The 20,765-nt window shown below is 71.7% G+C and carries 16 protein-coding genes and 1 pseudogene; 7 read left to right on the forward strand and 10 right to left on the reverse strand.

The features are described from left to right. On the forward strand, window positions 1-1,323 hold the full coding sequence (locus JOB34_RS03200; protein WP_208051359.1) for an AarF/ABC1/UbiB kinase family protein: 1,323 nt from the start codon (window positions 1-3) through the stop codon (window positions 1,321-1,323). Window positions 1,324-1,702: 379 nt separating this feature from the next. Here the strand turns inward: JOB34_RS03200 and JOB34_RS03205 are convergent, their stop codons facing one another. From JOB34_RS03205 to nudC, 4 genes are all read right to left on the reverse strand, one after another. Further along, window positions 1,703-1,990, reverse strand: coding sequence for a WhiB family transcriptional regulator (locus JOB34_RS03205; protein ID WP_208051360.1), 288 nt, complete (start codon window positions 1,988-1,990; stop codon window positions 1,703-1,705). Between the two features lie 165 nt (window positions 1,991-2,155). Beyond that, complete coding sequence (locus tag JOB34_RS03210; RefSeq protein ID WP_208051361.1) at window positions 2,156-2,368, reverse strand: hypothetical protein; 213 nt, start codon at window positions 2,366-2,368, stop codon at window positions 2,156-2,158. A 128-nt stretch (window positions 2,369-2,496) separates the two neighbouring features. Continuing rightward, window positions 2,497-4,620, reverse strand: a complete 2,124-nt coding sequence (locus tag JOB34_RS03215) for an ATP-dependent DNA helicase UvrD2 (protein ID WP_279538817.1) — start codon at window positions 4,618-4,620, stop codon at window positions 2,497-2,499. A 16-nt stretch (window positions 4,621-4,636) separates the two neighbouring features. Next, window positions 4,637-5,551 (reverse strand): NAD(+) diphosphatase, encoded by a 915-nt coding sequence (gene nudC, locus JOB34_RS03220; RefSeq protein ID WP_208051362.1) that lies wholly within the window; start codon window positions 5,549-5,551, stop codon window positions 4,637-4,639. A 41-nt stretch (window positions 5,552-5,592) separates the two neighbouring features. Between nudC and JOB34_RS03225 the strand changes: the two genes are divergently transcribed. After that, window positions 5,593-6,765 (forward strand): phosphotransferase, encoded by a 1,173-nt coding sequence (locus JOB34_RS03225; RefSeq protein ID WP_208051363.1) that lies wholly within the window; start codon window positions 5,593-5,595, stop codon window positions 6,763-6,765. A 21-nt stretch (window positions 6,766-6,786) separates the two neighbouring features. Here the strand turns inward: JOB34_RS03225 and JOB34_RS03230 are convergent, their stop codons facing one another. The 3 genes from JOB34_RS03230 to moeB form a co-directional block, all read right to left on the reverse strand. After that, on the reverse strand, window positions 6,787-10,110 hold the full coding sequence (locus tag JOB34_RS03230; protein WP_208051364.1) for an ATP-dependent DNA helicase: 3,324 nt from the start codon (window positions 10,108-10,110) through the stop codon (window positions 6,787-6,789). Next, window positions 10,107-13,253 carry an ATP-dependent DNA helicase gene (locus tag JOB34_RS03235; protein ID WP_208051365.1) on the reverse strand — a complete coding sequence of 1,049 codons (3,147 nt, stop codon included), beginning with the start codon at window positions 13,251-13,253 and terminating at the stop codon, window positions 10,107-10,109. Before JOB34_RS03235 ends, JOB34_RS03230 begins: the two co-directional genes overlap by 4 nt. A 66-nt stretch (window positions 13,254-13,319) precedes the next feature. Beyond that, window positions 13,320-14,459 carry a molybdopterin-synthase adenylyltransferase MoeB gene (moeB, locus tag JOB34_RS03240; RefSeq protein WP_347813696.1) on the reverse strand — a complete coding sequence of 380 codons (1,140 nt, stop codon included), beginning with the start codon at window positions 14,457-14,459 and terminating at the stop codon, window positions 13,320-13,322. 111 nt (window positions 14,460-14,570) lie between these two features. On the opposite strand from moeB, the gene JOB34_RS03245 reads away from it, so the two are divergent. Both JOB34_RS03245 and JOB34_RS03250 read left to right on the forward strand, forming a co-directional pair. After that, entirely contained in the window at window positions 14,571-15,200 is a 630-nt protein-coding gene (locus JOB34_RS03245; RefSeq protein WP_179479338.1) for a TetR/AcrR family transcriptional regulator, read from the forward strand. A gap of 120 nt (window positions 15,201-15,320) precedes the next feature. Then, window positions 15,321-15,542, forward strand: coding sequence for a DUF3107 domain-containing protein (locus tag JOB34_RS03250; protein WP_208051366.1), 222 nt, complete (start codon window positions 15,321-15,323; stop codon window positions 15,540-15,542). A gap of 14 nt (window positions 15,543-15,556) precedes the next feature. On the opposite strand, the gene JOB34_RS18020 is transcribed toward JOB34_RS03250, so the two are convergent. Continuing rightward, complete coding sequence (locus JOB34_RS18020) at window positions 15,557-15,685, reverse strand: hypothetical protein (RefSeq protein WP_347813698.1); 129 nt, start codon at window positions 15,683-15,685, stop codon at window positions 15,557-15,559. A 20-nt stretch (window positions 15,686-15,705) separates the two neighbouring features. Next, a pseudogene (locus tag JOB34_RS03255) lies at window positions 15,706-15,999 on the reverse strand (GNAT family N-acetyltransferase); the annotation flags it as partial. Between the two features lie 79 nt (window positions 16,000-16,078). Here JOB34_RS03255 and JOB34_RS03260 point away from each other — a divergent pair. After that, the gene (locus JOB34_RS03260; RefSeq protein ID WP_208051367.1) at window positions 16,079-17,302 is read left to right on the forward strand and encodes an HNH endonuclease signature motif containing protein; all 1,224 of its coding nucleotides are present in this window, start codon (window positions 16,079-16,081) and stop codon (window positions 17,300-17,302) included. Here the strand turns inward: JOB34_RS03260 and JOB34_RS03265 are convergent. Next, window positions 17,292-18,008 carry a ferritin-like fold-containing protein gene (locus JOB34_RS03265; RefSeq protein WP_208051368.1) on the reverse strand — a complete coding sequence of 239 codons (717 nt, stop codon included), beginning with the start codon at window positions 18,006-18,008 and terminating at the stop codon, window positions 17,292-17,294. The two genes, JOB34_RS03260 and JOB34_RS03265, sit on opposite strands and share 11 nt — an antisense overlap. Before the next feature lie 208 nt (window positions 18,009-18,216). Between JOB34_RS03265 and JOB34_RS03270 the strand changes: the two genes are divergently transcribed. Both JOB34_RS03270 and JOB34_RS03275 read left to right on the forward strand, forming a co-directional pair. Continuing rightward, window positions 18,217-19,773: a DEAD/DEAH box helicase gene (locus JOB34_RS03270; protein ID WP_208051369.1), complete on the forward strand. Its 1,557-nt coding sequence runs from the start codon at window positions 18,217-18,219 to the stop codon at window positions 19,771-19,773. A gap of 34 nt (window positions 19,774-19,807) precedes the next feature. Next, window positions 19,808-20,755: an SDR family NAD(P)-dependent oxidoreductase gene (locus JOB34_RS03275; protein ID WP_208051370.1), complete on the forward strand. Its 948-nt coding sequence runs from the start codon at window positions 19,808-19,810 to the stop codon at window positions 20,753-20,755. Window positions 20,756-20,765 lie beyond the last annotated feature (10 nt).

A 20,765-nucleotide genomic window follows, 5' to 3' on the forward strand; every position in this document is an offset into this window, starting at 1 on the left:
ATGACAGACCTGCCCCGCAAGGGCGTCGTACGCGCAGCCAAACTCGCCAGTCTTCCTCTGGGGTTCGGAGCGCGTACGGCGATCGGGTTGGGCAAGCGGGTCGGCGGCAAGCCGGCCGAGGCGGTCGCCGCGGAGTTGCAGGCACAGACGGCGGCGCAGCTCTTCCGGGTGCTCGGCTCCCTCAAGGGCGGCGCCATGAAGTTCGGGCAGTCGATGTCGATGTTCGAGGCCGCACTGCCGGACGAGATCGCCGGTCCCTACCGGGCGACGCTGACCAAGCTGCAGGACTCCGCACCGGCCATGCCCGTCGCCTCGGTGCGCCGGATCATGCGCGAGGAGTTCGGCACCCGGTGGCGCGGCAAGTTCGAGTCCTTTGACGAGAAGCCCATCGCCGCGGCCTCGATCGGTCAGGTGCACCGGGCAGTCTGGAAGGACGGACGCCAGGTGGCGGTCAAGTTGCAGTATCCCGGTGCCGGCGAGGCACTCATGTCGGACCTGCAGCAGGTCTCCCGGGTGATGCGTCTGACGACCAGCTGGGTGCCGGGCCTGGACGTCGGCCCGATCCTGGACGAGCTCAAGGGCCGGATGGCCGAAGAGACCGACTATCCCCTCGAAGCCACCATGCAGGAGCAGTTCGCGACGGCCTACGACGACGATCCGGACTACCTGATCCCGCACGTCGTGACCAGCAGTGCGGGCGCCATCGTCAGCGAATGGATCGACGGCACACCGCTGTCGGCGATCATCGCCTCAGGCACGCAGGAGCAGCGCGACACCGCGGCGGCCCACTACCTGGAGTTCCTGGTCGCCGGTCCGGGCCGCGCCGGGCTGCTGCACGCCGACCCGCATCCGGGCAACTTCCGCCTGATGGACGACGGCCGTCTCGGTGTCCTCGACTTCGGTGCGATCAACCGGCTGCCCGACGGGTTGCCGCCGGCGTTGGGCGAGTTGCTCAACGCCGCCGTCCACGGCGACGCGACGGCACTGCTCGACGGACTGCGCGCCGAGGGCTTCATCCGCCGCGGCGTGCGCATCGACGACGAAGCGGTGCTGGCCTACCTCAGCGTCTTCCTCGAGCCGCTGCACACCGCCGAGTTCGAGTTCAGCCGGGCGTGGATGCGCAGCATCTTCGCCTACGTCAACGACCCGCGCAGCGCACAGTTCGCCACCGGACTGAAGCTCAACCTGCCGCCAAGCTACCTGCTCATCCACCGTGCCTGGCTCGGCGGGATCGCGGTGCTCAGTCAGATCGAGGGTACCGTGCCGGCGCGTGAGATCGTCAATCGCGCCGTGCCCGGCGCGGACTTCCCCCCGCTGGACTGATCACCACTGCGATTGGCTCGCGCTGCCGGTATCACCTGCGTGGAACATCGGCCGGGCGGTCACTTTCCTGCACCGGCGTACGGCGCCAGGGTGGGTTGTCGGCGCCGCGGTCACTTTCCCGCACCCAACGACGGCCTCCCGGGATACGACAAACGGGCCGGGCGGCCGTGGTGGGCCACCCGGCCCGTAGTGCCGGTGTTGCTACTTCCGGTAGCGACGCCGTTCGATCCGGCGTACCTCGCTCGTGATCTGGTGAGCGGGTCGCGGGACCCCTCGCTTCTCCGTCCGACCGGGTGGTCGGGTGGCGGCCTGTACATACCGCATGCTGTACATGGTGAAACTCCTTGTGGAATATGACGATTCATGAGTCAATCGTTGATCACGCAGCGACCGGGTGCTTCCTCGGGCGACCACGGGGCCGTTTCCTGGCGACGGTCACGCCGCCGACGAACAGCTCCCCACCCCAGACGCCCCACGGCTCGGACCGCTCCAGGGCGCCGGCGAGGCAGGCCTCCCGCAGTGGGCAGTCGCCGCACAGGGCCTTGGCGAACTCGACGTCCTGCGGCCTCTCGGCGAACCACAGTTCGGCTTCGTTCACCCGGCACGGCAGTCGTGCCCCGGCGTCCTCCTGCTGCTGGGTGTGATCGATCAGATCGGTCAGCATCATCTCCGGCACCTCCTTGGTTGTCGCGCCCCTTGTGGGGGCTTGGTGTTGGCGGGTCGTGCTGGTCTGCATGGGTTTTCGCTTCCGGTGCGAAGGCCGCGACATACAAAAAGGCCGCGGACCCTGTGGTGGGTTCCGCGGCCTGGAGGTGAGACTCCTGAGCTGATCTCAGCCAGGTGGTCCACAAGCTGCGGAACGGGACGGGGTGTTGTCGCCGACGACATCGGTGCCGTACGGCGCGAACTTCGGGCGCCGGGCGGCGGTAGCGACACTGCTCCCCTGGGACCAACGTGCGAACTCCGCGAGGGTCGGCATCGTGATCTGGGCAGACGTCATCGCCGCGCGCTGCGAGCGCTCGATCGTGGCGGTGATGTTCTCCATCAGGCCGACCCTCCTTTCGCTGTCATGGTCCCCACACCGCTACCGAAGCGGCTGGGCTGAACGTGTTCGAGGTTACGGGTGCCCTACAAGACGGGGCAACTGATTTTCCTTGAAATCTTCCACCAATGTCATTTTGATTCGGATTTCATTGCATCACAACACTTTTCGGCAGCAGATTGCGGGTCGTCACCTGCGAGTACGCCGAGCACGGACTCCCCGTACGTCGCCAGTTTGCGGGCCCCCACCCCGGAGATGCCCGACAGGCCGGCCACATCGGTCGGTCGCTGCTCGGCGATGGCGACCAGCGTGGCGTCGGTGAACACCACGAACGCGGGCACCTTCGTGGTGGTGGCTACGGCCAGCCGCCAGGCACGCAACGCCTCGAACTGCGCCTCGTCGTAACCGGGAGGGCATTCCCCGCACCGGCCGATCTTGCGCTCTGCTGCGGCGTGCAGCACCTTGCCGCAGACCCGGCAGTTGCTCACCTTGGCGGTGCGCACCCGCGAGCTGCGGGCGGGTCCGGCCGTGCGGGCCGGGCCGCGGGCACCCTCGCCGAGGACCGCCGTCGCGGACGACAGGAAACGGGAGGGCTTGCGCGACGCGCGACCTCCGGGGTTGCGTGACGCCGCCCAGGTGAGGGTGAGGTGTCGGCGGGCGCGGGTGAGGCCGACGTAGAGCAGTCGGCGCTCCTCCGCGACCTGCGCCGGACCCTCCGCCATCGAGAAGGGCAGCAGTCCCTCCGAGCAGCCGATGAGGAAGACCGCGTCCCACTCCAGGCCCTTGGCCGCGTGCAGGGAGGCGAGTGTGATGCCCTCGACGGTCGGGGCGTGCTGCTCGCTGGCCCGGCGGTCCAGCTCCGCCACGAACTCCCGCATCCGCAGCCCGGTCGTGTCGGCGAAGTCGTCGGCCAGGGTCGCGAGCGCGTCGAGGGACTGCCAGCGTTCGAGAACGGCGCCCCCGCCGGGCCGGCGGGGTGACCACCCGGCCGCCGTGATGACGTCGCGCACCACCTTGCCGAGGGGGTCGGCGCCGTCGTCCGAGCGCACGGCCCCCCGCAGGAGCACCACCGCCGACCGCACCTCGGCGCGCTCGAAGAACCGCTCTCCGCCCCGCACGAGATAGGGCACGTCGACCGCGGACAGCGCCTGCTCCAGGACCTCGGACTGGGCGTTGATCCGGTAGAGCACCGCGATCTGGGACGGTGCTACGCCGTCGGCGATCAGTGCCTTGATCCGGCGGGCGACCTCGTCGGCCTCGGCCTGGTCGTCGGGCAGCTGCACCAGCTGCGGGACGGGTCCCGCGTCGGACTGCGCCTGCAGCTGCACCCCCTCGCTCTCGCGGGCACCGGCCTGCAGGACGAGGTTGGCCAGCTGCACGACCTGCGGGGTCGAGCGGTAGTTGCGCACCAGCCTGGTGACTGCGACGCCGGCGCGCTGGGAGAAGTCGGTCAGGTGCCGAGGACTGGCACCGGTGAAGGAGTAGATCGTCTGCGCGGGGTCGCCGACCACGCACAGGTCGGCGCGGTCCCCCACCCACTGATCGAGGAGCGCCTGCTGGACGGTGTTGACGTCCTGGTACTCATCGACCACGAAGTGCCGGTACTGGGCGCGCACGGCCCGCGAGACGTCCTCGTGCTCGGCAAGGATGCCGGTCATCAGCAGCAGCACGTCCTCGAAGTCGATGACTCCGCGCGCGGTCTTGACCTCCTCGTAGGTCTCGAAGAGCCGCGCCATCGCGGTCAGATCGAGCTCCGGCGGCGTGCGCCCGGCGGTCCGCGCCGCGACGGCGTAGCCCGCCGGGGTCACCATCGCGACCTTGGCCCATTCGATCTCGGCCGCGAGGTCGCGGATGACGACCCGGTCCAGTCGCAGCCGCAGCCGCGAACCGGCCTCGGCGACGACCGGCGCCTTGTGCTTCAGCACCTCCGGCGCGGGACCGCCGATGGTCTGCGGCCAGAAGAAGTGCAGCTGACGCAACGCCGCGGAGTGGAAGGTGCGGGCCTGCACGCCCGGCAGGCCGAGCTCGCGCAACCTGGTGCGCATCTCACCGGCCGCGCGTGCGGTGAAGGTCACCGCGAGTACGCGGCCGGGCTGGTAGGCGCCGGACAGCACGCCGTACGCGATCCGGTGGGTGATCGCCCGGGTCTTGCCGGTGCCCGCACCCGCGAGCACGCACATCGGACCGAGCGGTTGTGAGGCGACCTGACGTTGCTCCGGATCCAGGCCCGCCAGCACCTCGTCGGCGCTGGCCATCAGCAGCCCACCGACGTCACCATCGTTCGCCGGCCTGCTCCGGCAACGGGCCGCCGTACCAGTCCTCGATGAGGTGCCGGGCGATCGAGAGCGAAGGTGGGACGCCGAGCGATCCGTCGCCGAGCGCGGCGGCCAGCTCCACGCGACTGAACCAGCGCGCCTCGGCGATCTCCTCGTCCTGCAGCACCAGCTCGGTGGACGTCGCGCGCGCCGCGAACCCCACCATTAGGGACGCGGGGAAGGGCCACGGCTGGTCGCCGCGGAAGTCGACCTGCGACACGCTCACACCCACCTCCTCCTCGACCTCACGGGCGACCGCGTGCTCCAGCGACTCACCGGGCTCCACGAAACCAGCCAGCACCGACATCCGGTTGGTGGTGCCGCCGAAGCGGGTGCCGCGCGCCAGCAGCAGCCGGTCGTCGTCATCGATGACGGACATGATCACGGCAGCGTCGGTCCGGGGGTACTGCTCGGTGCCCTCGCGGGTGCAGCGCCGGCCCCATCCGGACTCGGACACCTCGGCGCGAGCGCCGCAGCGCGGGCAGAAGCCTTGCGTGCGCTGCCAGTTCACGATGCCGAGACCCGTGGTGAGGATGCCGACGTCATGGGTGTCCAGGTCGAGCCCGACGCTGCGCATGGTGGCCGCGTCCTGCGGCGCCTCGTCGTCGATCCGGTCGACGGCGACCACGTCGGCGCCGTCGGCCACCCCGAGGAAGACGGCTGGCCGATCCAGGTCGCCGGCCTCCGGCGCGCGCAGGACCAGCCCGCCGTCGCGCACCCGTGCGCGATCGCCGTACAGATCGAGGACGCGGGTCTGCGGACTGGTCAGGAGCCGCCCCAATAGCCCGGGATCGTGGCGTCGGTGGGCGGCGCGATCCAGCGTCGTGCGGGACAGCACCAGATCGGACAGGCTCGTGGGTGTCGCAGGCACGTTCCCAGGCTACGGCCCGCCCTGCGTTTACCGTTGAGCACGTGCTCCGCCCCATCCTCATCCTCGCCGCCCTGGCCCACGCCGCGACCCCGACCCTGCGGCCCGTGAGCGTCCAGGAGCTGCCGACGGCCCCCGGTGCGCAGTACCAGAGCGTGCTGGTGACCGATGCCGCCGGAACGCCGTGGACCGTGCGCGCCGCTCTCGACCCGGCTGCCGGCGCCGCCCTCGAGGCCTCGGTCGCGCTGCTTCGGCTGTTGCGCACCCGGATGCCGTTCGCGGTGCCGGACGTCGCCGGGACCGCGACCGGCGACGACGGCACCACCGTCGTCGTCCACCCCGTGCTGCCGGGGGCACCGATGGTGTGGCGTGAGCTGGTCTCCGGGTCGGACCTGGCGCGCTCCGTCGGAGCCGCCGTCGCCGCCCTGCACGACGCCGACCCGCGGGTGGTCGAGGAGGCCGGCCTACCGACGTACGACGCCGACGCCTACCGCGCGCGCCGCCTCGCAGCCCTCGACCGCGCGGCGAGCACCGGGCACGTGCCCCCCGCACTGCTCACCCGCTGGGAGCGCGCACTGGAGGAGGTGACGCTGTGGAAGTTCGCGACCTGCGTCACCCACGGCACCCTCGAAGGGGCACACGTCCTCGCGGACGGCACCGTCACCGCCATCGACGTCTGGGAGCGCGCGGGCGTCGCCGACCCCGCCGAGGACTTCGCGGCGCTGCTCGTGTTGGCATCCCCCGGCGCATTCGACACCGTGCTCGAGGCCTACGCGGGTGCCCGGCGCGAGCGCCCGGACGTGCACCTGGAACGCCGCATCCGGCTCAGCGCCGAGCTGCACCGGGTGACCGCCCTGCTCGACGCCGTCGCCGCGGACGACGAGCGGCTGGTCGACCGACGGGCGGCCGCGCTGCGGCGGTTCGCCGAGACCTCCGCCGACGATGACCGTCTGATGCCGTCGCCTTTCGTACGGCAGCGACCGCCCGCGGCGGTCCCGGTCGAGCCGGTCGACCCGGCCGACGTCGAGGCACTGGACGACCTGTCCGGTGACGACGAGACCGTCGAGATCCCGATCACGACGAGCGTTCGCCCGAGCGGTGCCGGCGGCGCCACCGTCGCGCCGCCCTCGCTCACCGACGGTCAGCAGGACGCCGACGGTGCCGATGACGACTCGCACGACGGGCAGGACGAGAGCAAAGGCTCCAGCCAGGGCTGAGGCGCCCGCGAACGGGCGGCGTCAGGTGCGGTCGGGTTCGTGCTCGGCGGGGATGGAGCCCACGACCGCGGCGATCTCCTGCACGCTCGGCAGCGGCGGACGCACCGTCTCCCCCGTCGCCGCGTAGTAGAACGCGCCCTGCACCGATTCGGGGTCGATGCCGTGCAACCGGGCGTACGCGATTCGGTACGCCGCCAGCTGCAACGCCCGGGTGGCCGCCAGCTCGCCGGTCGGACGACGACCGGTCTTCCAGTCCACGATCACGAAACCCGTGCCGTCGGCGGACGGGAAGACGGCGTCGACCCGGCCGCGCACGCTGATCCCGTCGATCCACGTCTCGAGTGCCACCTCGACGTCGACCGGAGTGCGGTCGGCCCACTCCGAGGCGAGGAACCGGGCCTTCATCGCCTCCAGGTCCGCGTCGAGGTCGGCGTCGTCGTCACCGGAGCCGGGCAGCGAGGAGATGTCGAGCAGGGCGGCGCGCTGGAAGTGCTGCTCGACCCACGCGTGGAACGCGGTGCCGCGTCGGGCTGCGAGCGCAGGCGCCGCGGGCATCGGCCGGCGGACATCGAGCGCGAACTGCTCGGGGTCCTGTGCCAGGGCGACCAGCGCAGAGGTGGACAGGTGGCCCGGCAGGACGACGTGCTGTTCGCGGCGGGCACGCTGCGCCTCACGCTCAGCGAGCAGCACCCGCAGGCGGTGGGTGCGCCCGTCGTCGGGCAGGGCGACCGGTCCGTCCACGGTCGCGCGTTCCAGGGCCGAGCGCACCCGCTCGACACCGTCGTGCAGCGTCGCGCGCCGGGACGCCATGGGGTCACCGGGCCAGGTCGCCGTGCGGTCGTCGTCGTCGGCGGGGTTGACGGCCTCGGGGTCGGCCGGGAGGTCGACCCATTCGCCGCGGCGCACGAGACCTGCGTCGACCAGCTCGAGCAGGAAGCGCGAGGTCAGGCGCGGCTTCTTGCCGGCCCCCCACACCGCGCCGGTCAGCAGCATCCCGTGACGGGCCCGGGTGAACGCGACGTAGGCCAGCCGGCGTTCCTCGGCGATCGCGTGCGCGCCGCCGCGCCCCTTGAAGTCGGTCACGGCCTCACGGAAACCGGCGATGTCGTCGGCTGCCCACTCGAACTCCGGTAGGCCGTCGACGTCGCCGCGCAGGTCGTATGGCAGGCCGGACAGTCCGCCGGTCCAGCCGGTGTCGGTGGTGGCCCAGGTGTGGTGCAGGTCCGGCTCGCCCGAGGCGCCGATGGCCCAGCCGTCGTGCTGCTTCTTCCAGGTGGGCGGGTTGGAATGAGCGGGGAAGGTGCCCTCCACCAGGCCGGGCACTGCGACGTAGTCCCACTCCAGGCCCTTGGCCGCGTGCACGGTGAGGACCTGCACGGCGGCGGTGTTGGTCTCCAGGAACGTCGTCTCCAGCCCGCGTTCCTCGCGCAGCGCGGCGTCCAGCCACGACAGGAAACCGCTCAGCGTGGGCCGCTCGGCCTGCGCGGTGAACTGGGCCGCGACGTCCGCGAACGCGTCGAGATGCACGCGGGCGGACCCCGGCGTGTGCTCGGCGCGGGAGAGCACCTCGAGGTCGACGCCGAGGAGCCGCTCGGCCTCCCCGACCAGTTCGGGCAGCGGCAGTGCCGTCATCGACCGCACCCGCCGGATCAGGCCCGCCAGCCAGTGCAGCCGGTGCAGCGCGACCTCCCCGATCCGCTCGTCCTCCCGGCCGCGCCACTGCGCGTTCGGCAGTCGCTCCAGCGTCTCCACGATGCTCGGCTGCTCCCGGGAGTCCCGTTCGAGATCGTCCGCGCGCCGGGTGCCGCTCTCCTGGAAGCTGAGCTCGCGCGCCCGCGCATAGAGCCCGGCCAGATCGGCCGCCCCCAGGCGCATCGCGGGCCCGGTCAGCAATCGCATCAACCGGTCGCCGCGCGTCGGATCCTGCACGGCCCACAGAAGACTCACGACGTCGCCGACCTCCGGCGTCGTGAGCAACCCACCGACGCCGACGACCTCGACCGGCAGTCCGGCACGCTCCAGGTGCTCGACGACCGACCGGAAGAGGGACCGCTTGCGGCACAGCACCGCGGCGGTCGCGCCGGTGTGCCGCCCACGGTCGTCGAACCACCGCTGCGCGACCCACCCCGCCACCTGCTGCGCCTCGTCGTCGGAGGTCTCGCACCGTGCCGCGTCGACGGCGCCGGTCCGGGCGCCCGGTCGGGGGCGCAGCGGCTCGACCGGCAGTCCCTCCTCGCGCAGCGGCTGCGCCGTGCGATCGGCGACGTCGAGCACCGCCACGTCGTTGCGCCAGCTCGTGGCGAGCGGCAACTGGCGGGTGCCGTGCTCGCCGCCGAACTCCCTGGCGTACGACGACAGGCTGGTCGCGCTCGCACCGCGCCAGCCGTAGATCGACTGGTGCGGGTCGCCCACCGCCGTGACGGGCACGGGCTCACCCGGCGCCACGAGCAGCGAGCGCAACAGCACGAGCTGGGCCTCGCTGGTGTCCTGGAACTCATCCAGCAGCACCGCCCGGTAGCGCGCCCGTTCGGCGGCCCCGACGTCGGGGAAGGACCGCGCGAGACGGGCCGCCACGGCGACCTGGTCGGCGAAGTCGAGACTGGTGCGCGCCCGCTTGGCGGCCTGGTAGCGGTCGATGATCGGCAGCAGGTCGATACGCGCCTGCAGGGCAGCGGGCAGGAGGCGGTCGGCCTGGGACAGCGCCTTGATGCGGCCGGTCGCCGGCAGGCCCTCGATGTGCCGCACGACCTCCTCGAGGTAGTCGCGCGCCTCGTCGGTGCTGCGCAGGTGCTCGGCGAGTTCACCGGCGAGGTCGACCACAGCGGCGACGACGGTGGACTCCATCTTGTCGACCCGCTCCATCGGCCCGTCGTACGCGCTCACCACCTCGGCGGCCAGCTGCCAGGCCGCCGCCTCGGACAGCAGGCGGGAGTCGGGCTCGATCCCGAGACGCAGGCCGTGCTCGGAGACGATCCGGCCCGCGTAGGAGTGATAGGTCTGCACGGTCGGGATGTCGGCGAGGCTGCGGGTGCCGTCGGCATCGACCGGCGGCTCCCACAGACCCACCGCGGTGAGCTGGCGCAACCGGCGCCCGACGCGTTCGGCGAGCTCGCCGGCGGCCTTGCGGGTGAAGGTCAGGCCCAGCACCTCGGCGGGCTGCACGAACCGGTTGGCCACGAGCCACACGACCCGGGAGGCCATCGTCTCGGTCTTGCCGGATCCGGCGCCGGCGACCACCAGCAGCGGCTCGTCGGGCGCCGCCTCGATGACCGCCGTCTGTTCGGCGGTGGGTGCCGGCAGCCCCAGCTGGTCGGCGAGGTGGGCTGCCCCCAGTCGCGGTGTCACGCCTGGTCACCCCCGAGCCGGCGGCCCTCTTCCTGGAGCGGGCAGCAGCCACGCACGGGGCAGGTGCGGCACCGGTCGTTGAGGGTGGCGGTCACGTGCGCCGCCGACATGCCCTCGGCGGTCCGGGCGAGCAGGTCGTAGGCCCACGACCGCCTCTCGGCGGTGTCCAACGGCGACTGCGGCTGCGGCAGGAAGCTCTTCCTGCCCGCGGCCGTGCCGAGGTGCACGAGCTGGGCCCCCGCCGTCCGGTCGCCCGCGTCGAAGCCTCCCTCGATCACGGCCACCTGATAGACGCCGAGCTGGGGGTTCTCCTCCACGTCGGGGTTCTTGGGTTTGGACGACCCGGTCTTGAAGTCGACGATCCGAATCCCGGCGTCGCCCTCCTGCGACTCCAGACGGTCCGCTGATCCACGCAGGCGGGCTCGCCCGACGACGACGTCCATGCGCACCTCGACGCCGGCCTGCTTCCACCCCTGGGCCGCGGCCTTCTCGAAGTAGTCGTGCAGGTAGGCGAGCATCCGGTGGGCCCGGACCCGGTCGCGTTCGCTCATCCAGGTGTCGCCGTAGCCCAGCCGGGCCCAGCGTTCGTCGAGCTCGGCGGTCATCGTGTCGAGATCGGCGTCGGGGAACTCGGCAGCGATCTCGTGCACCAGCGTGCCGAGGTTGCGGGTGCCGAGATCGGGCCCGTCACCGCCCGCGCTGGTGAGCAGCCAGTTCAGCCCGCAGGTGCCGAACGACTCGACCCGGGACGGCGACACCGGCACCTCGGCATCCGCTGCACGCACCGGGCGGTCGTCGGACAGCTGCGTGAGAGCCCACCACTGGGCCGGGTCGGCGCCGGGGACGTGCTGCGCCGCCAGATAGGCCAGCTCGTCCGCCGCCCGATCTGCAGCAGCGGGCGACCCGGTCACGATCTCCCGGCGCAGGGCCGCCACCGTGCCGGTGAGGGTGAGCGCGACCGGGACGCCGACCGGTTGGCGCGCCTCGGAGGCCGTGCCGTCACCGTCCTGCTGCGTCGGGTCGATCAGGTCCAGGTACGCCGACGGCTGCTCGTCGTCGCTGCGCACCGCCGTCACCAGCAGGCGTTCGCTCGCCCGGCTCACCGCGACGTGGAACTGGCGCGTCTCGTCGTAGCGGACGGCCGCCTGCGCCGCGCGCAGCAGCTCTGCGGACTCCAGCCGCGCCTCCCGGCCCCGCATGACGTCGACGAGGGCTTCGGAGCCCAGCAAGGAGCCGCGCAGCCGCAGGTCGGGCCACACGCCCTCCTGCACGCCGCACACCGCCACCACCCGCCACTGCCGCCCCGCGGCGGCCGCGGGGGTGATCAGGGCCACCGAGCCGTCCTCGGGCGCTGCGGGCACGATGCGGTCGCCGGGCACGTCCTGACCGCGGATGTGCTCCAGGAAACCGGCGGGCGCCGAACCGGGGAGCCGGTCGTCGTACGCCGCGGCCGCCGCGAAGAGCGCCATCATCGCGTCGAGGTCGCGGTCGGCCCGCGTGCCGGACGCTCCGCCCGCGAGCGCGGCGTCGCGCCACTGGTTCGCCAGGCCGCTCGCCAACCACATGGCCCACAGCACCGTCTCGGCGCTGGCGGCTGGCTGCTCCCCGGCGGTCAGGCCCGCGCGCAGGACCCGCGCGATCCGGGCCGCGGGCGCCAGCTCCGGCTCGTCCAGCGGCCCGGAGGACACCACCGCGGCGGCGAGCAGCTCGTCGCTGGACCTGCTGCCGCCGTCGTCGAGCTCGGTCGCGCGCATCACCCGGCGCATCCGGCGTAGTTCGATCGCGTCGGCCCCGCCGAGCGGCGAGGTCAGCAGGTCGACCGCGGCCTCCGGGGTGATCGGGTGCGGCTGCCCGTCGACCAGCGCGATCGCCGTCTCAAGCAGCAGCAGGAACGGGCGCACCGCAGGTTCGTCACGCACCGGCAGCGTGGTGGCAGGCACGGCGACCGGCACGCCGGACCCGGCGAACGCGCGCCGCAGGGCGACTGCGCGGGCCTGCCCGCGCACGATCACCGCCATCTGCGACCACGGCACGCCCTCCATCAGGTGGCACTCGCGCAACCGCGCTGCGACGTAGGCCGCCTCCTGGGACGTCGCGCGCAGCAGGGCGACCTCGACGTGGTCGACGCGCTGGACCGGCGCCGCCGCGCGCTGCAGCCCCGCGCCGACCGTGCCGATCCGCTCGGCGACCCGTCCGGTCGCAGCACCGATGCGGGGCCCGACACGGTAGGACCGGGGCAGCACGACCGGATCCGGGGCGCCGCGTCGTTCGGCCAGCATCCGCAGGTAGCGCGGATCGGCGCCGCGGAAACCCTGCACCGTGGAGTCGGGGTCGCCCAGCAGCACCAGGCGGGCGCCGGGGTGCGCGATCGCGTCGAGCAGGCTCGCCGACGCGTGCGTGAGCTCCTGTGCGTCGTCGACGACCACGAGGCGGGTGCGCCGGCGCAGTCTCGCGGCAGCTTCGGCGTCCGTGTCGAGCAGCGTGGCGGCCGCGCCGAGGATCCACGACGGGTCGTACGCGCCGGGGCGCGACAGGGCCGTGACCCGGTCGTACTCGTCGAGCACCTGCGCCGCGGCGACCCATGCCGGCCGCTCGTGCCGCACCCCGAGCTCGCGCAGCGCCTCACCGTCCAGGCCCCACTCGACGGCGCGCATGAGCAGATCGCGCAGCTCGGCCCGGAAACCTCTGGTGGGCAACGCTTCCCGGACGAAGTCCGGCCACTGCGGTGCGTCGCCGTCGCCCGCCGCGTGCCCGGCTAGCAGCTCGCGCAGCACGACGTCCTGCTCGGGCCCGGACAGCAGGCGTGGTGCTGGCTCGCCGTGCAGCGCCGCCGCCTCGCGCAGCATCCCGAAGGCCAGCGACTGGTGGGTGCGAGCGACCGGCTCGGTCGAGGTGGCCTGCAGTCGCGCGGTCAGCCGGTCGCGCAGCGCTGCCGCCTGCACCCGGGTGGGGGCGAGCAGCAGGCACTCGTCGGGTGCGAGCCCGCCCTCGACGGCGGCGACGACCGTCTCGATCGCGACGGTGGACTTGCCGGTGCCGGGCGCCCCGAGCACCACGAGGGACCGCTCGGTCCCCCTCACCACCTGCTCCTGGACGTCGTCCAGCGCGGGCCTGTCCGCCGCGGACACGGCAGCGCGTCGCATCCTCACCACGCCCGCATCCCATCACGGGCCACCGACACCTGAATCCCTCCCGGCACCGGGAGGGATTCAGTAGCGCGGCAAAGCGGGGTCGACCTCGTCGGCCCAGGCGAGGATGCCGCCGCGCAGGGATGCGACCGGCCCGTCGTACCCCTCGTTCAGCAGGGCGCGGACGGCAGCCGCGGATCGGGCGCCGGACTTGCAGTGCAGCACGAGCGTGCGCCCGTCCGGCGGGCCGACCCGTCGTACCCCGACGTCGGCGGCGTCCAGGTGCTCCGCGAACGGCAGCGACACGATGTCGCGCTCGGCCGAGGTGCGTACGTCGATGACGCGGGCGCCACCGCTCGCCAACAGCTCGCGCAGCGCAGCGGGTGAGACCTCCGGCACGGGCGACTCGGTGACGGGCCGCGGCAACGAGGTGATGGTGGGCGCCTCGCCGCACACCGGGCACCCCGGATCGGCCGCGACCGGCAGCGTGTCCCAGCTCTGGGCGAGCGCGTCGTGCACCAGCAGCCTGCCGATCAGCGGCTCGCCGACCCCGAGGATCAGCTTGACGACCTCGGCCGCCTGGATCGCGCCCATCACGCCGGGTACGGCGCCGAGCACGCCCGCCTCGGCGCACGACGGAATGGCGCCGGCCGGGGGCTGGTGAGGGAAGACGCAGCGGTAGCAGGGCCCTTCGCCCGCCGACCACACGGCGGCGCGCCCCGCGAAGCGCTCCACGGACGCCCACACCAACGGCAGACCCAGCAGCACGCAGGTGTCGTTGAGCAGGTAACGGGTCTCGAAGTTGTCGGTCGCGTCGACCACCAGGTCGTGGTCCGCGGCCAGGTCCATCGCGTTCCCAGGCTCGAACCGCTGCGCGACCGCCTCGAACTCCACGTCCGGGTTCGCCCGCGCGACGACGGTTCTGGCCACCTGCGCTTTGAGAGCACCCACGTCACCGGGGGTGAAAAGCACCTGCCGCTGCAGGTTGGACAGCTCCACGACGTCGTCGTCGACAATGGTCAGCCGACCGACGCCGGCGGCGGCCAGATAGGACACCACGGGGGCGGCGAGGCCCCCCGCACCGACCACGAGCACGCGGGCGGTCGCGAGCCGTCGTTGACCCGTGTCGCCCATCTCCTCGAGCAGCAGATGCCGGGAATAGCGCTGCACCTGGCCTTGTTCCAACGGCGGTCCGGGGGTGGTCAGAGGTCGGCGCGTCACATCGGCAACGGTAGTCGTGGGAATAGGATGCCGACCTAACTCGCCGGTAGGGGGCCGACTCGTGCGCAATCCGCGCCGGGACGGTCGGTCCGGCCGGAGGATGGAGTCAGAGTGGGAAGCCAGACCGATGTGTACGCCCGGGGTGGGCGACTTCCGCGATCGGCGCGCCGCGCGCAGCTGCTCGAGGCGGCGCAGGCCGTGTTCGCCGATTCCGGGTACCACGCTGCGTCGATGGACGAGATAGCGATCCGCGCCAGTGTCAGCAAACCCGTGCTCTACCAGCACTTCCCGGGCAAGCTGGACCTCTATCTGGCATTGATCGACCGGCACACCACCGAGGTGCCCCGGCTCGTCCAGGAGGCGCTCGCCGCAACCCACGACAACGCCACGCGCGTCGCGGCTGCGATGAGCGCGTTCTTCGAGTTCGTCGAGCGCGAGGACGGTGCCTTCCGGCTGGTCTTCGAGTCCGACCTCATCGACGAGCCGGCGGTCCGTCAGCGGGTGCGCCAGATGGACGCAGCGTGCGCGGCGTCGGTCGCCGCCGTCATCGCCGAGGACACCGATCTGACGCCACAACAGGCCCAACTGCTCGGCGTGTCGCTGGTCGGGATGGCACAGGTGGTCGCCCGCGACTGGCTGCACCAGGAGGCGGCCACCCGCATGTCGCGTGCGGAGGCCGAGCGTCTCGTCATCGCCCTGGGGTGGCGCGGGCTCGCCGGATTCCCGAAGACCGCCGAATAGCCCACCCGGCCCGGACGCAGCCCCGTGGAATCTTCTGGGGCCGCACGCGCTTACGGTGGGTAGGAGATCAACCTGCGACGGTCGGCGTACGCCGACCCCGACTACCCGGAAGGACCCCCGATGGAGGTCAGGATCGGCGTGCAGCACGTGGCACGCGAAGTTGTGCTGGAGTCAGAGCAGACCCCGGACGAGGTGCGCGACCTCGTTGCCGCCTCGCTCAAGTCCGGCGAGCCGCTGGTGCTCGCCGACGAGCGCGGTCACACCGTGACGGTGTCCGCGTCCGCTCTCGCGTACGTCGACGTCGCCTCGGAGCAGGCACGACGGGTCGGTTTCGGCAGCTGAGCGATCGAGCGCTGTCACCGATCGACCCTGACGAACGCCCTCAGCGTGCCGCGGTCGAAGTCGCGGGTTTCGCTGTAACCGAGTGATTCATAGAAGGCTCGCTGGCCGGGCTCGTCGTCGCTGAGCAGGACCTTCTGGCGCACCGAGCCGAAGGGTGAAGCGCGGTCTCGACGAGACGGCGGCCGATCCCGGCCCGCTGCGCCTTCGGATGAACGAGAACGTCCCTGAGGAAGCAGATGGTCGCGCCGTCGCTTATAACTCTGGCCAGACTCACCAGGACGCCGGCGCGGCGGGCGACCGCGACGATGGTGGAACCGGCTAGAGCCGCTCGGAGCACCACGGCGTCTTCGGCGTAAGTCACCCACCCCACCGAGCGGTAAAAGGCTAGGACCTCATCGAGGTCCTCGGGCGTCGGCAGATAAGGGCTTGTCGGTGGTCGGTGATTGACTTCATACATGAGTTCGACACCGGGTCTCGCAGCTGTCGGTAACAGCGCGGACAGCCCTGTGCCTGCTGCACTTTCGGTAACGGACCCGTTGAATGAGGTCAGGGCGATCTGCGGGCGGTTGAACGCCGCACACGCTGACCTGATCGACCTGGTCACCGACCTGGTGCGCGAGGAGTCGTGGGCGATCGGCGGGATTCGGTCCCCCGAGCACTGGCTGACCTGCTTCGCCGGGGTCTCCCCCGCCACCGCCCGCGACCTGGTCTGGATCGCCACCCGGTCGGTCGAGTTGCCCGCGCTGTCCCGTGAACTGCACACCGGTCGGCTGTCGCTGGGTCAGGCCGCCGTCGTCGCCGCGCACACCCCGGTCGGGTACGACCAGGCCGTCGTGGACCTGGCCGTGCACGCCACCGTCCCCCAACTACGCCGTGCCCTGGTCAACTACGACTTTTCCGACCAGCCGGACACCGACAGCCCCACCCCACCACCGGACCCGTTCTCCATCTCCGCCCAACCCGCGGAACTGTCGATGCACTACGACCACGACCGGTTCCACCTGACCTACTCCGCACCCGCCGACATCGGAGCCCTCGTCGAACAAGCCCTCATCGAAGCCAAAGACGCCCTCTTCCTGGCGACCGACAGCAAAGAACAAGGGCGGCGAGTGCGTCTCGCGGACGCGATGGCCCAAATCGCCACCCGCTCCCTGCACGTCGGCACCACCGAGATTGCCGGACGGGCCGACACGTTCCGGATCTACCTGCACCTCGACACATCGGGCCAGGGCTGGCTCACCAAGCGCGGCGCCCTACCCCCGCACCTCCTGAGGAAGTGGACCTGCGATGGGCTCGTGCAACCCGTCTGGGAAACCGACGGCACACCCGTCAACGTCGGACGAACCCACCGCATCGTCCCCCGCCGCACCCGCCGCCTGATCGAAGACCACGACCGCGGCTGCGCCTACCCCGGCTGCGCAGCGGTCCACCACCTGGAATGCCACCACATCGTCCACTGGGCCGACGGCGGCACCACGAACATCACCAACCTGATCAGCCTCTGCCCCCACCACCACGACCGCCACCACACCGGCGACTACACCATCCACCCCGAACCTGGCAGACCCGGCAGACCCGCACGGTTCCGATTCGCCACCCGCCACGGCCACCCCATCGAACCCGCCGTCGCCACCACCCCACCCGACGCGACACCACCCCCGGTTCAGCCAGCACCACCGCGCTACCCCGGCCCCACCAACGAGATCCTCCACCTGGACCAGGTCAGATTCCGCCGACGGAACGAGCGCCTCAGGCAGTGAGGCCGAGGGTCTCCATCCGCGCCTTGTGGGCATCGGTGAGCCGGGTGAACAGCTCCGACAGTTCCTCCAGGGACATCCCGCTGCCTGAGCCGTCGGCTACGAGGAACTTCTCCAGCTGGTCGTTCTCCGCGATCGTCAGCTGCGCCTGAGTGATGGCTTCGCCGACCAGGCGCCGTCCCCACAGGGCGAGCGTGCTCGCGACCCGGCTGTCCGCGGCGATGGCGTCGCGCAGCTGCGTCTCGACGTAGTCGGCCTGCTCGTTGTCGCCCAGCACCTCCAGCATCAGGGTCCGGCTCTCCGGGTCGACCCACTGGGCGCACTCGCGGTAGAAGTCGGTGGCGATCGACTGCCCGGCGTACGCCTTCATCAGGCCCTCGGTCCAGTTCTTCGGCTTCGTACGGCGATGCCACTCGTCGACCGCATCGACCACCGGCTCCATCGCCCGCTGCGGGTCGGCGCCCAACTGCCGCAGTCGCTCCGACAACGCCTGATAGTGCTCGAATTCGCGCACCGCGAACGCCGCCATGGCTTCCGTGCGCCCGACTCCGGGCGCCATCCCGGCGTCCTCGACCGTGGCGAAGAAACTCTTCAGCTCGCCGTAGGCGAGCACCCCCAGCAACGCCGTCACACCTGACCGGAAGACCGGGTCCTGCAGGTCCGCGTCGGTGGGTCGTTCGTCGGAGGTCTGCGTGGGCGAGTCGGTCATCACGCGATGCTATCGGGGCGGATGGGGAACTACCGGTAGACTGCAGGTTGTCAAGAGGTGCCCGGTCGGCATACGACACGTTCGACATCAACTTCGCCAGCGCACGCGCGCCGGCAGCGACATCCCCCGATCGGCTCCCCCAACCACTCACCGTGGCGCGACCCTGCGTCCGCACGCGTGGGGCCGTTCGATAAGGAATCGCGTCATCATGACGACCCAGCCCGACCACATCACCCTGCCCGACGACGACGGCGACGACGTGGGCACCTACGTGCCCGAGGCCGCTGGTCCCGTGACCCCGCCCAGCTTCTCCGACTTCGGGGTGCACCCGCTGATCGTGCAGGCGCTGGCCGATTCAGGTATCCACGCACCGTTCCCGATCCAGGCCATGACCCTGCCGGTCGCTCTCGGCGGCCACGACATCATCGGCCAGGCCAAGACCGGCACCGGCAAGACGCTCGGTTTCGGGGTGCCGCTGCTGCACCGCATCGTCTCCCCCACCGACCCCGGGTACGACGACCGCCCGGCGCCGGGCAAGCCCCAGGCCCTCGTCGTCGCGCCGACGCGTGAGCTCGCCAATCAGGTGATGGGCGACATCAAGACCGCTGCCTCGCTGCGGGGCATCCGCGTGACCGCGATCTACGGTGGCCGTGCGTTCGAGCCGCAGCTCGAGGCGTTGCGCGCCGGTGTCGAGGTCGTCGTGGGCACCCCCGGCCGCCTCATCGACCTGGCCGGCCAGGGCCACCTCGACCTGTCCTACGTCCAAACCGTCGTCCTCGACGAGGCCGACGAGATGCTCGACCTGGGGTTCCTGCCCGACGTGGAGAAGCTTCTGGCGATGACCCCCGCGTCGCGCCAGACGATGCTCTTCTCCGCGACGATGCCCGGAGCAGTCGTGGCCCTCGCGCGTCGCTACATGACCCAGCCCACCCACATCCGCGCGATCAACGAAGAGGGCGACTCCGGGCACACCGTCGCCGCGATCGAGCAGTTCGTCTACCGCGCGCACGCCATGGACAAGGTGGAGATGCTGGCGCGCATCCTGCAGGCACGCGAACGCGGCCTGACCATCGTCTTCAGCCGTACCAAGCGCACCGCCGCCAAGGTGGCCGATGACCTGCGCGAGCGCGGTTTCGCCTCGGCGTCGCTGCACGGCGACCTGGGACAGGGTGCCCGCGAGCAGGCGCTGCGCGCGTTCCGTGCCGGCAAGATCGACATCCTGGTGGCGACCGACGTCGCGGCCCGCGGCATCGACGTCGAACACGTGACGCACGTCGTCAACTACCAGTGCCCCGAGGACGAGAAGACCTACCTGCACCGCACCGGCCGCACCGGTCGTGCGGGCAACACCGGTGTCGCGGTCACCTTCGTGGACTGGGACGACCTCCCGCGCTGGGGCCTGATCAACAAGGCTCTCGACCTGGGCATCCCCGACCCCGCGGAGACCTACTCCTCCTCCCCGGAGCTGTACTCCGACCTGGACATCCCTACCACGGCCACCGGCAGGCTGCCCCGCTCCGAGCGCACCCGCGCCGGGCTGGACGCCGAGGTCCTCGAGGACCTCGGCGAGACCGGCAAGGCGCACCGGGCACCGTCCCGCGGCGGCAACGACCGCTCACGCGGCGACCGCGGCGGACGCGACGGCCAGCGCGGTGGAGACCGCACCGGCGGAGGTCAGGGCAGCGCACCGGCCGCCTCGGGTGACCGTCCGGCACGTTCGCGCAACCGCCGTCGTACCCGTGGCGGGTCGCCGCAAGGCTCCTGAGCCCGGTGCCGCCGGACCGGCGTAGCGTCGTGGCATGACCTCGACACAGACTCCACTCGGCAGCGGATTCGGCGCGGACTCGACAGCGGCTCAGGTCCTCGAGGGCGTCGACCTGCACGGTCGGCGTGCCCTCGTGACCGGCGGTTACTCCGGCATAGGCATCGAGGGCGTCCGCGCGCTCGACGCTGCCGGGGCACAGGTGGTCGTACCCGCCCGGCGGGTGGACGAGGCGCGCGAGGCGCTGGCCGACGTCCCCGACGTACAGGTCGTGCCGCTCGATCTCAGTGATCTTCAGAGCGTGCGCGCGGCGGCCGAAGGTCTTGCTGCGCAAGGCGATCCGTTCGACATCGTGATCGCCGGAGCGGGCGTGATGGCATCGCCCTACCAACTGGTCGGTGACGGCTGGGAGAGCCAGTTCGCGACCAACCACCTCGGTCACTTCGCCCTGGTGAATCGGCTGTGGCCGCACCTGGCCGACGGCGCCCGAGTGGTCAGCGTGTCCTCGGTCGGCCACCACCGCAGCGGGATCCGTTGGGACGACATGTGGTTCGCGGGCGGTTACGACAAGTGGGACGCCTACGGGCAGTCCAAGACCGCGAACGCGCTCTTCGCCCTCGAGCTGGACCGTCTCGGCGCGGACCGCGGCATCCACGCGTACTCACTGCACCCGGGCGGGATCCTCACGCCGCTGCAGCGGCACCTGCCGAAGCAGGAGCAGATCGCGATGGGCTGGATCGACGAGCACGGGACGCCGAGCGATGTCTTCAAGACGACCGAGCAGGGCGCAGCCACTCAGATCTGGGCCGCCACGTCAGCCAAGCTCGATGACCATGGCGGCGTCTACTGCGAGGACTGCGACATCGCGCCGATGGCCGACGGTGAACGGCGTGTGGGCGTCAAGCCGTGGGCGCACGACCCGGAGCAGGCGCAGCGCCTGTGGCAGCTGTCGGCAGAGCTGACCGGGGTCGACGCCTTCGCCTGAGCCCGCACCC

This window comes from Allobranchiibius sp. GilTou38 (genome assembly GCF_017565325.1).
GTDB classification, from domain to species: domain Bacteria; phylum Actinomycetota; class Actinomycetes; order Actinomycetales; family Dermatophilaceae; genus Allobranchiibius; species Allobranchiibius huperziae.

Bases quoted from the DNA above. Each gene is read 5' to 3' on its own strand.
- JOB34_RS03200 (WP_208051359.1), top strand. From the start codon at position 1: ATGACAGACCTGCCCCGCAAGGGCGTCGTACGCGCAGCCAAACTCGCC.
- JOB34_RS03205 (WP_208051360.1), bottom strand. From the start codon at position 1,990: ATGATGCTGACCGATCTGATCGATCACACCCAGCAGCAGGAGGACGCC.
- JOB34_RS03210 (WP_208051361.1), bottom strand. From the start codon at position 2,368: ATGGAGAACATCACCGCCACGATCGAGCGCTCGCAGCGCGCGGCGATG.
- JOB34_RS03215 (WP_279538817.1), bottom strand. From the start codon at position 4,620: ATGGCCAGCGCCGACGAGGTGCTGGCGGGCCTGGATCCGGAGCAACGT.
- JOB34_RS03235 (WP_208051365.1), bottom strand. From the start codon at position 13,253: ATGCGACGCGCTGCCGTGTCCGCGGCGGACAGGCCCGCGCTGGACGAC.
- JOB34_RS03250 (WP_208051366.1), top strand. From the start codon at position 15,321: ATGGAGGTCAGGATCGGCGTGCAGCACGTGGCACGCGAAGTTGTGCTG.
- JOB34_RS03265 (WP_208051368.1), bottom strand. From the start codon at position 18,008: ATGACCGACTCGCCCACGCAGACCTCCGACGAACGACCCACCGACGCG.
- JOB34_RS03270 (WP_208051369.1), top strand. From the start codon at position 18,217: ATGACGACCCAGCCCGACCACATCACCCTGCCCGACGACGACGGCGAC.
- JOB34_RS03275 (WP_208051370.1), top strand. From the start codon at position 19,808: ATGACCTCGACACAGACTCCACTCGGCAGCGGATTCGGCGCGGACTCG.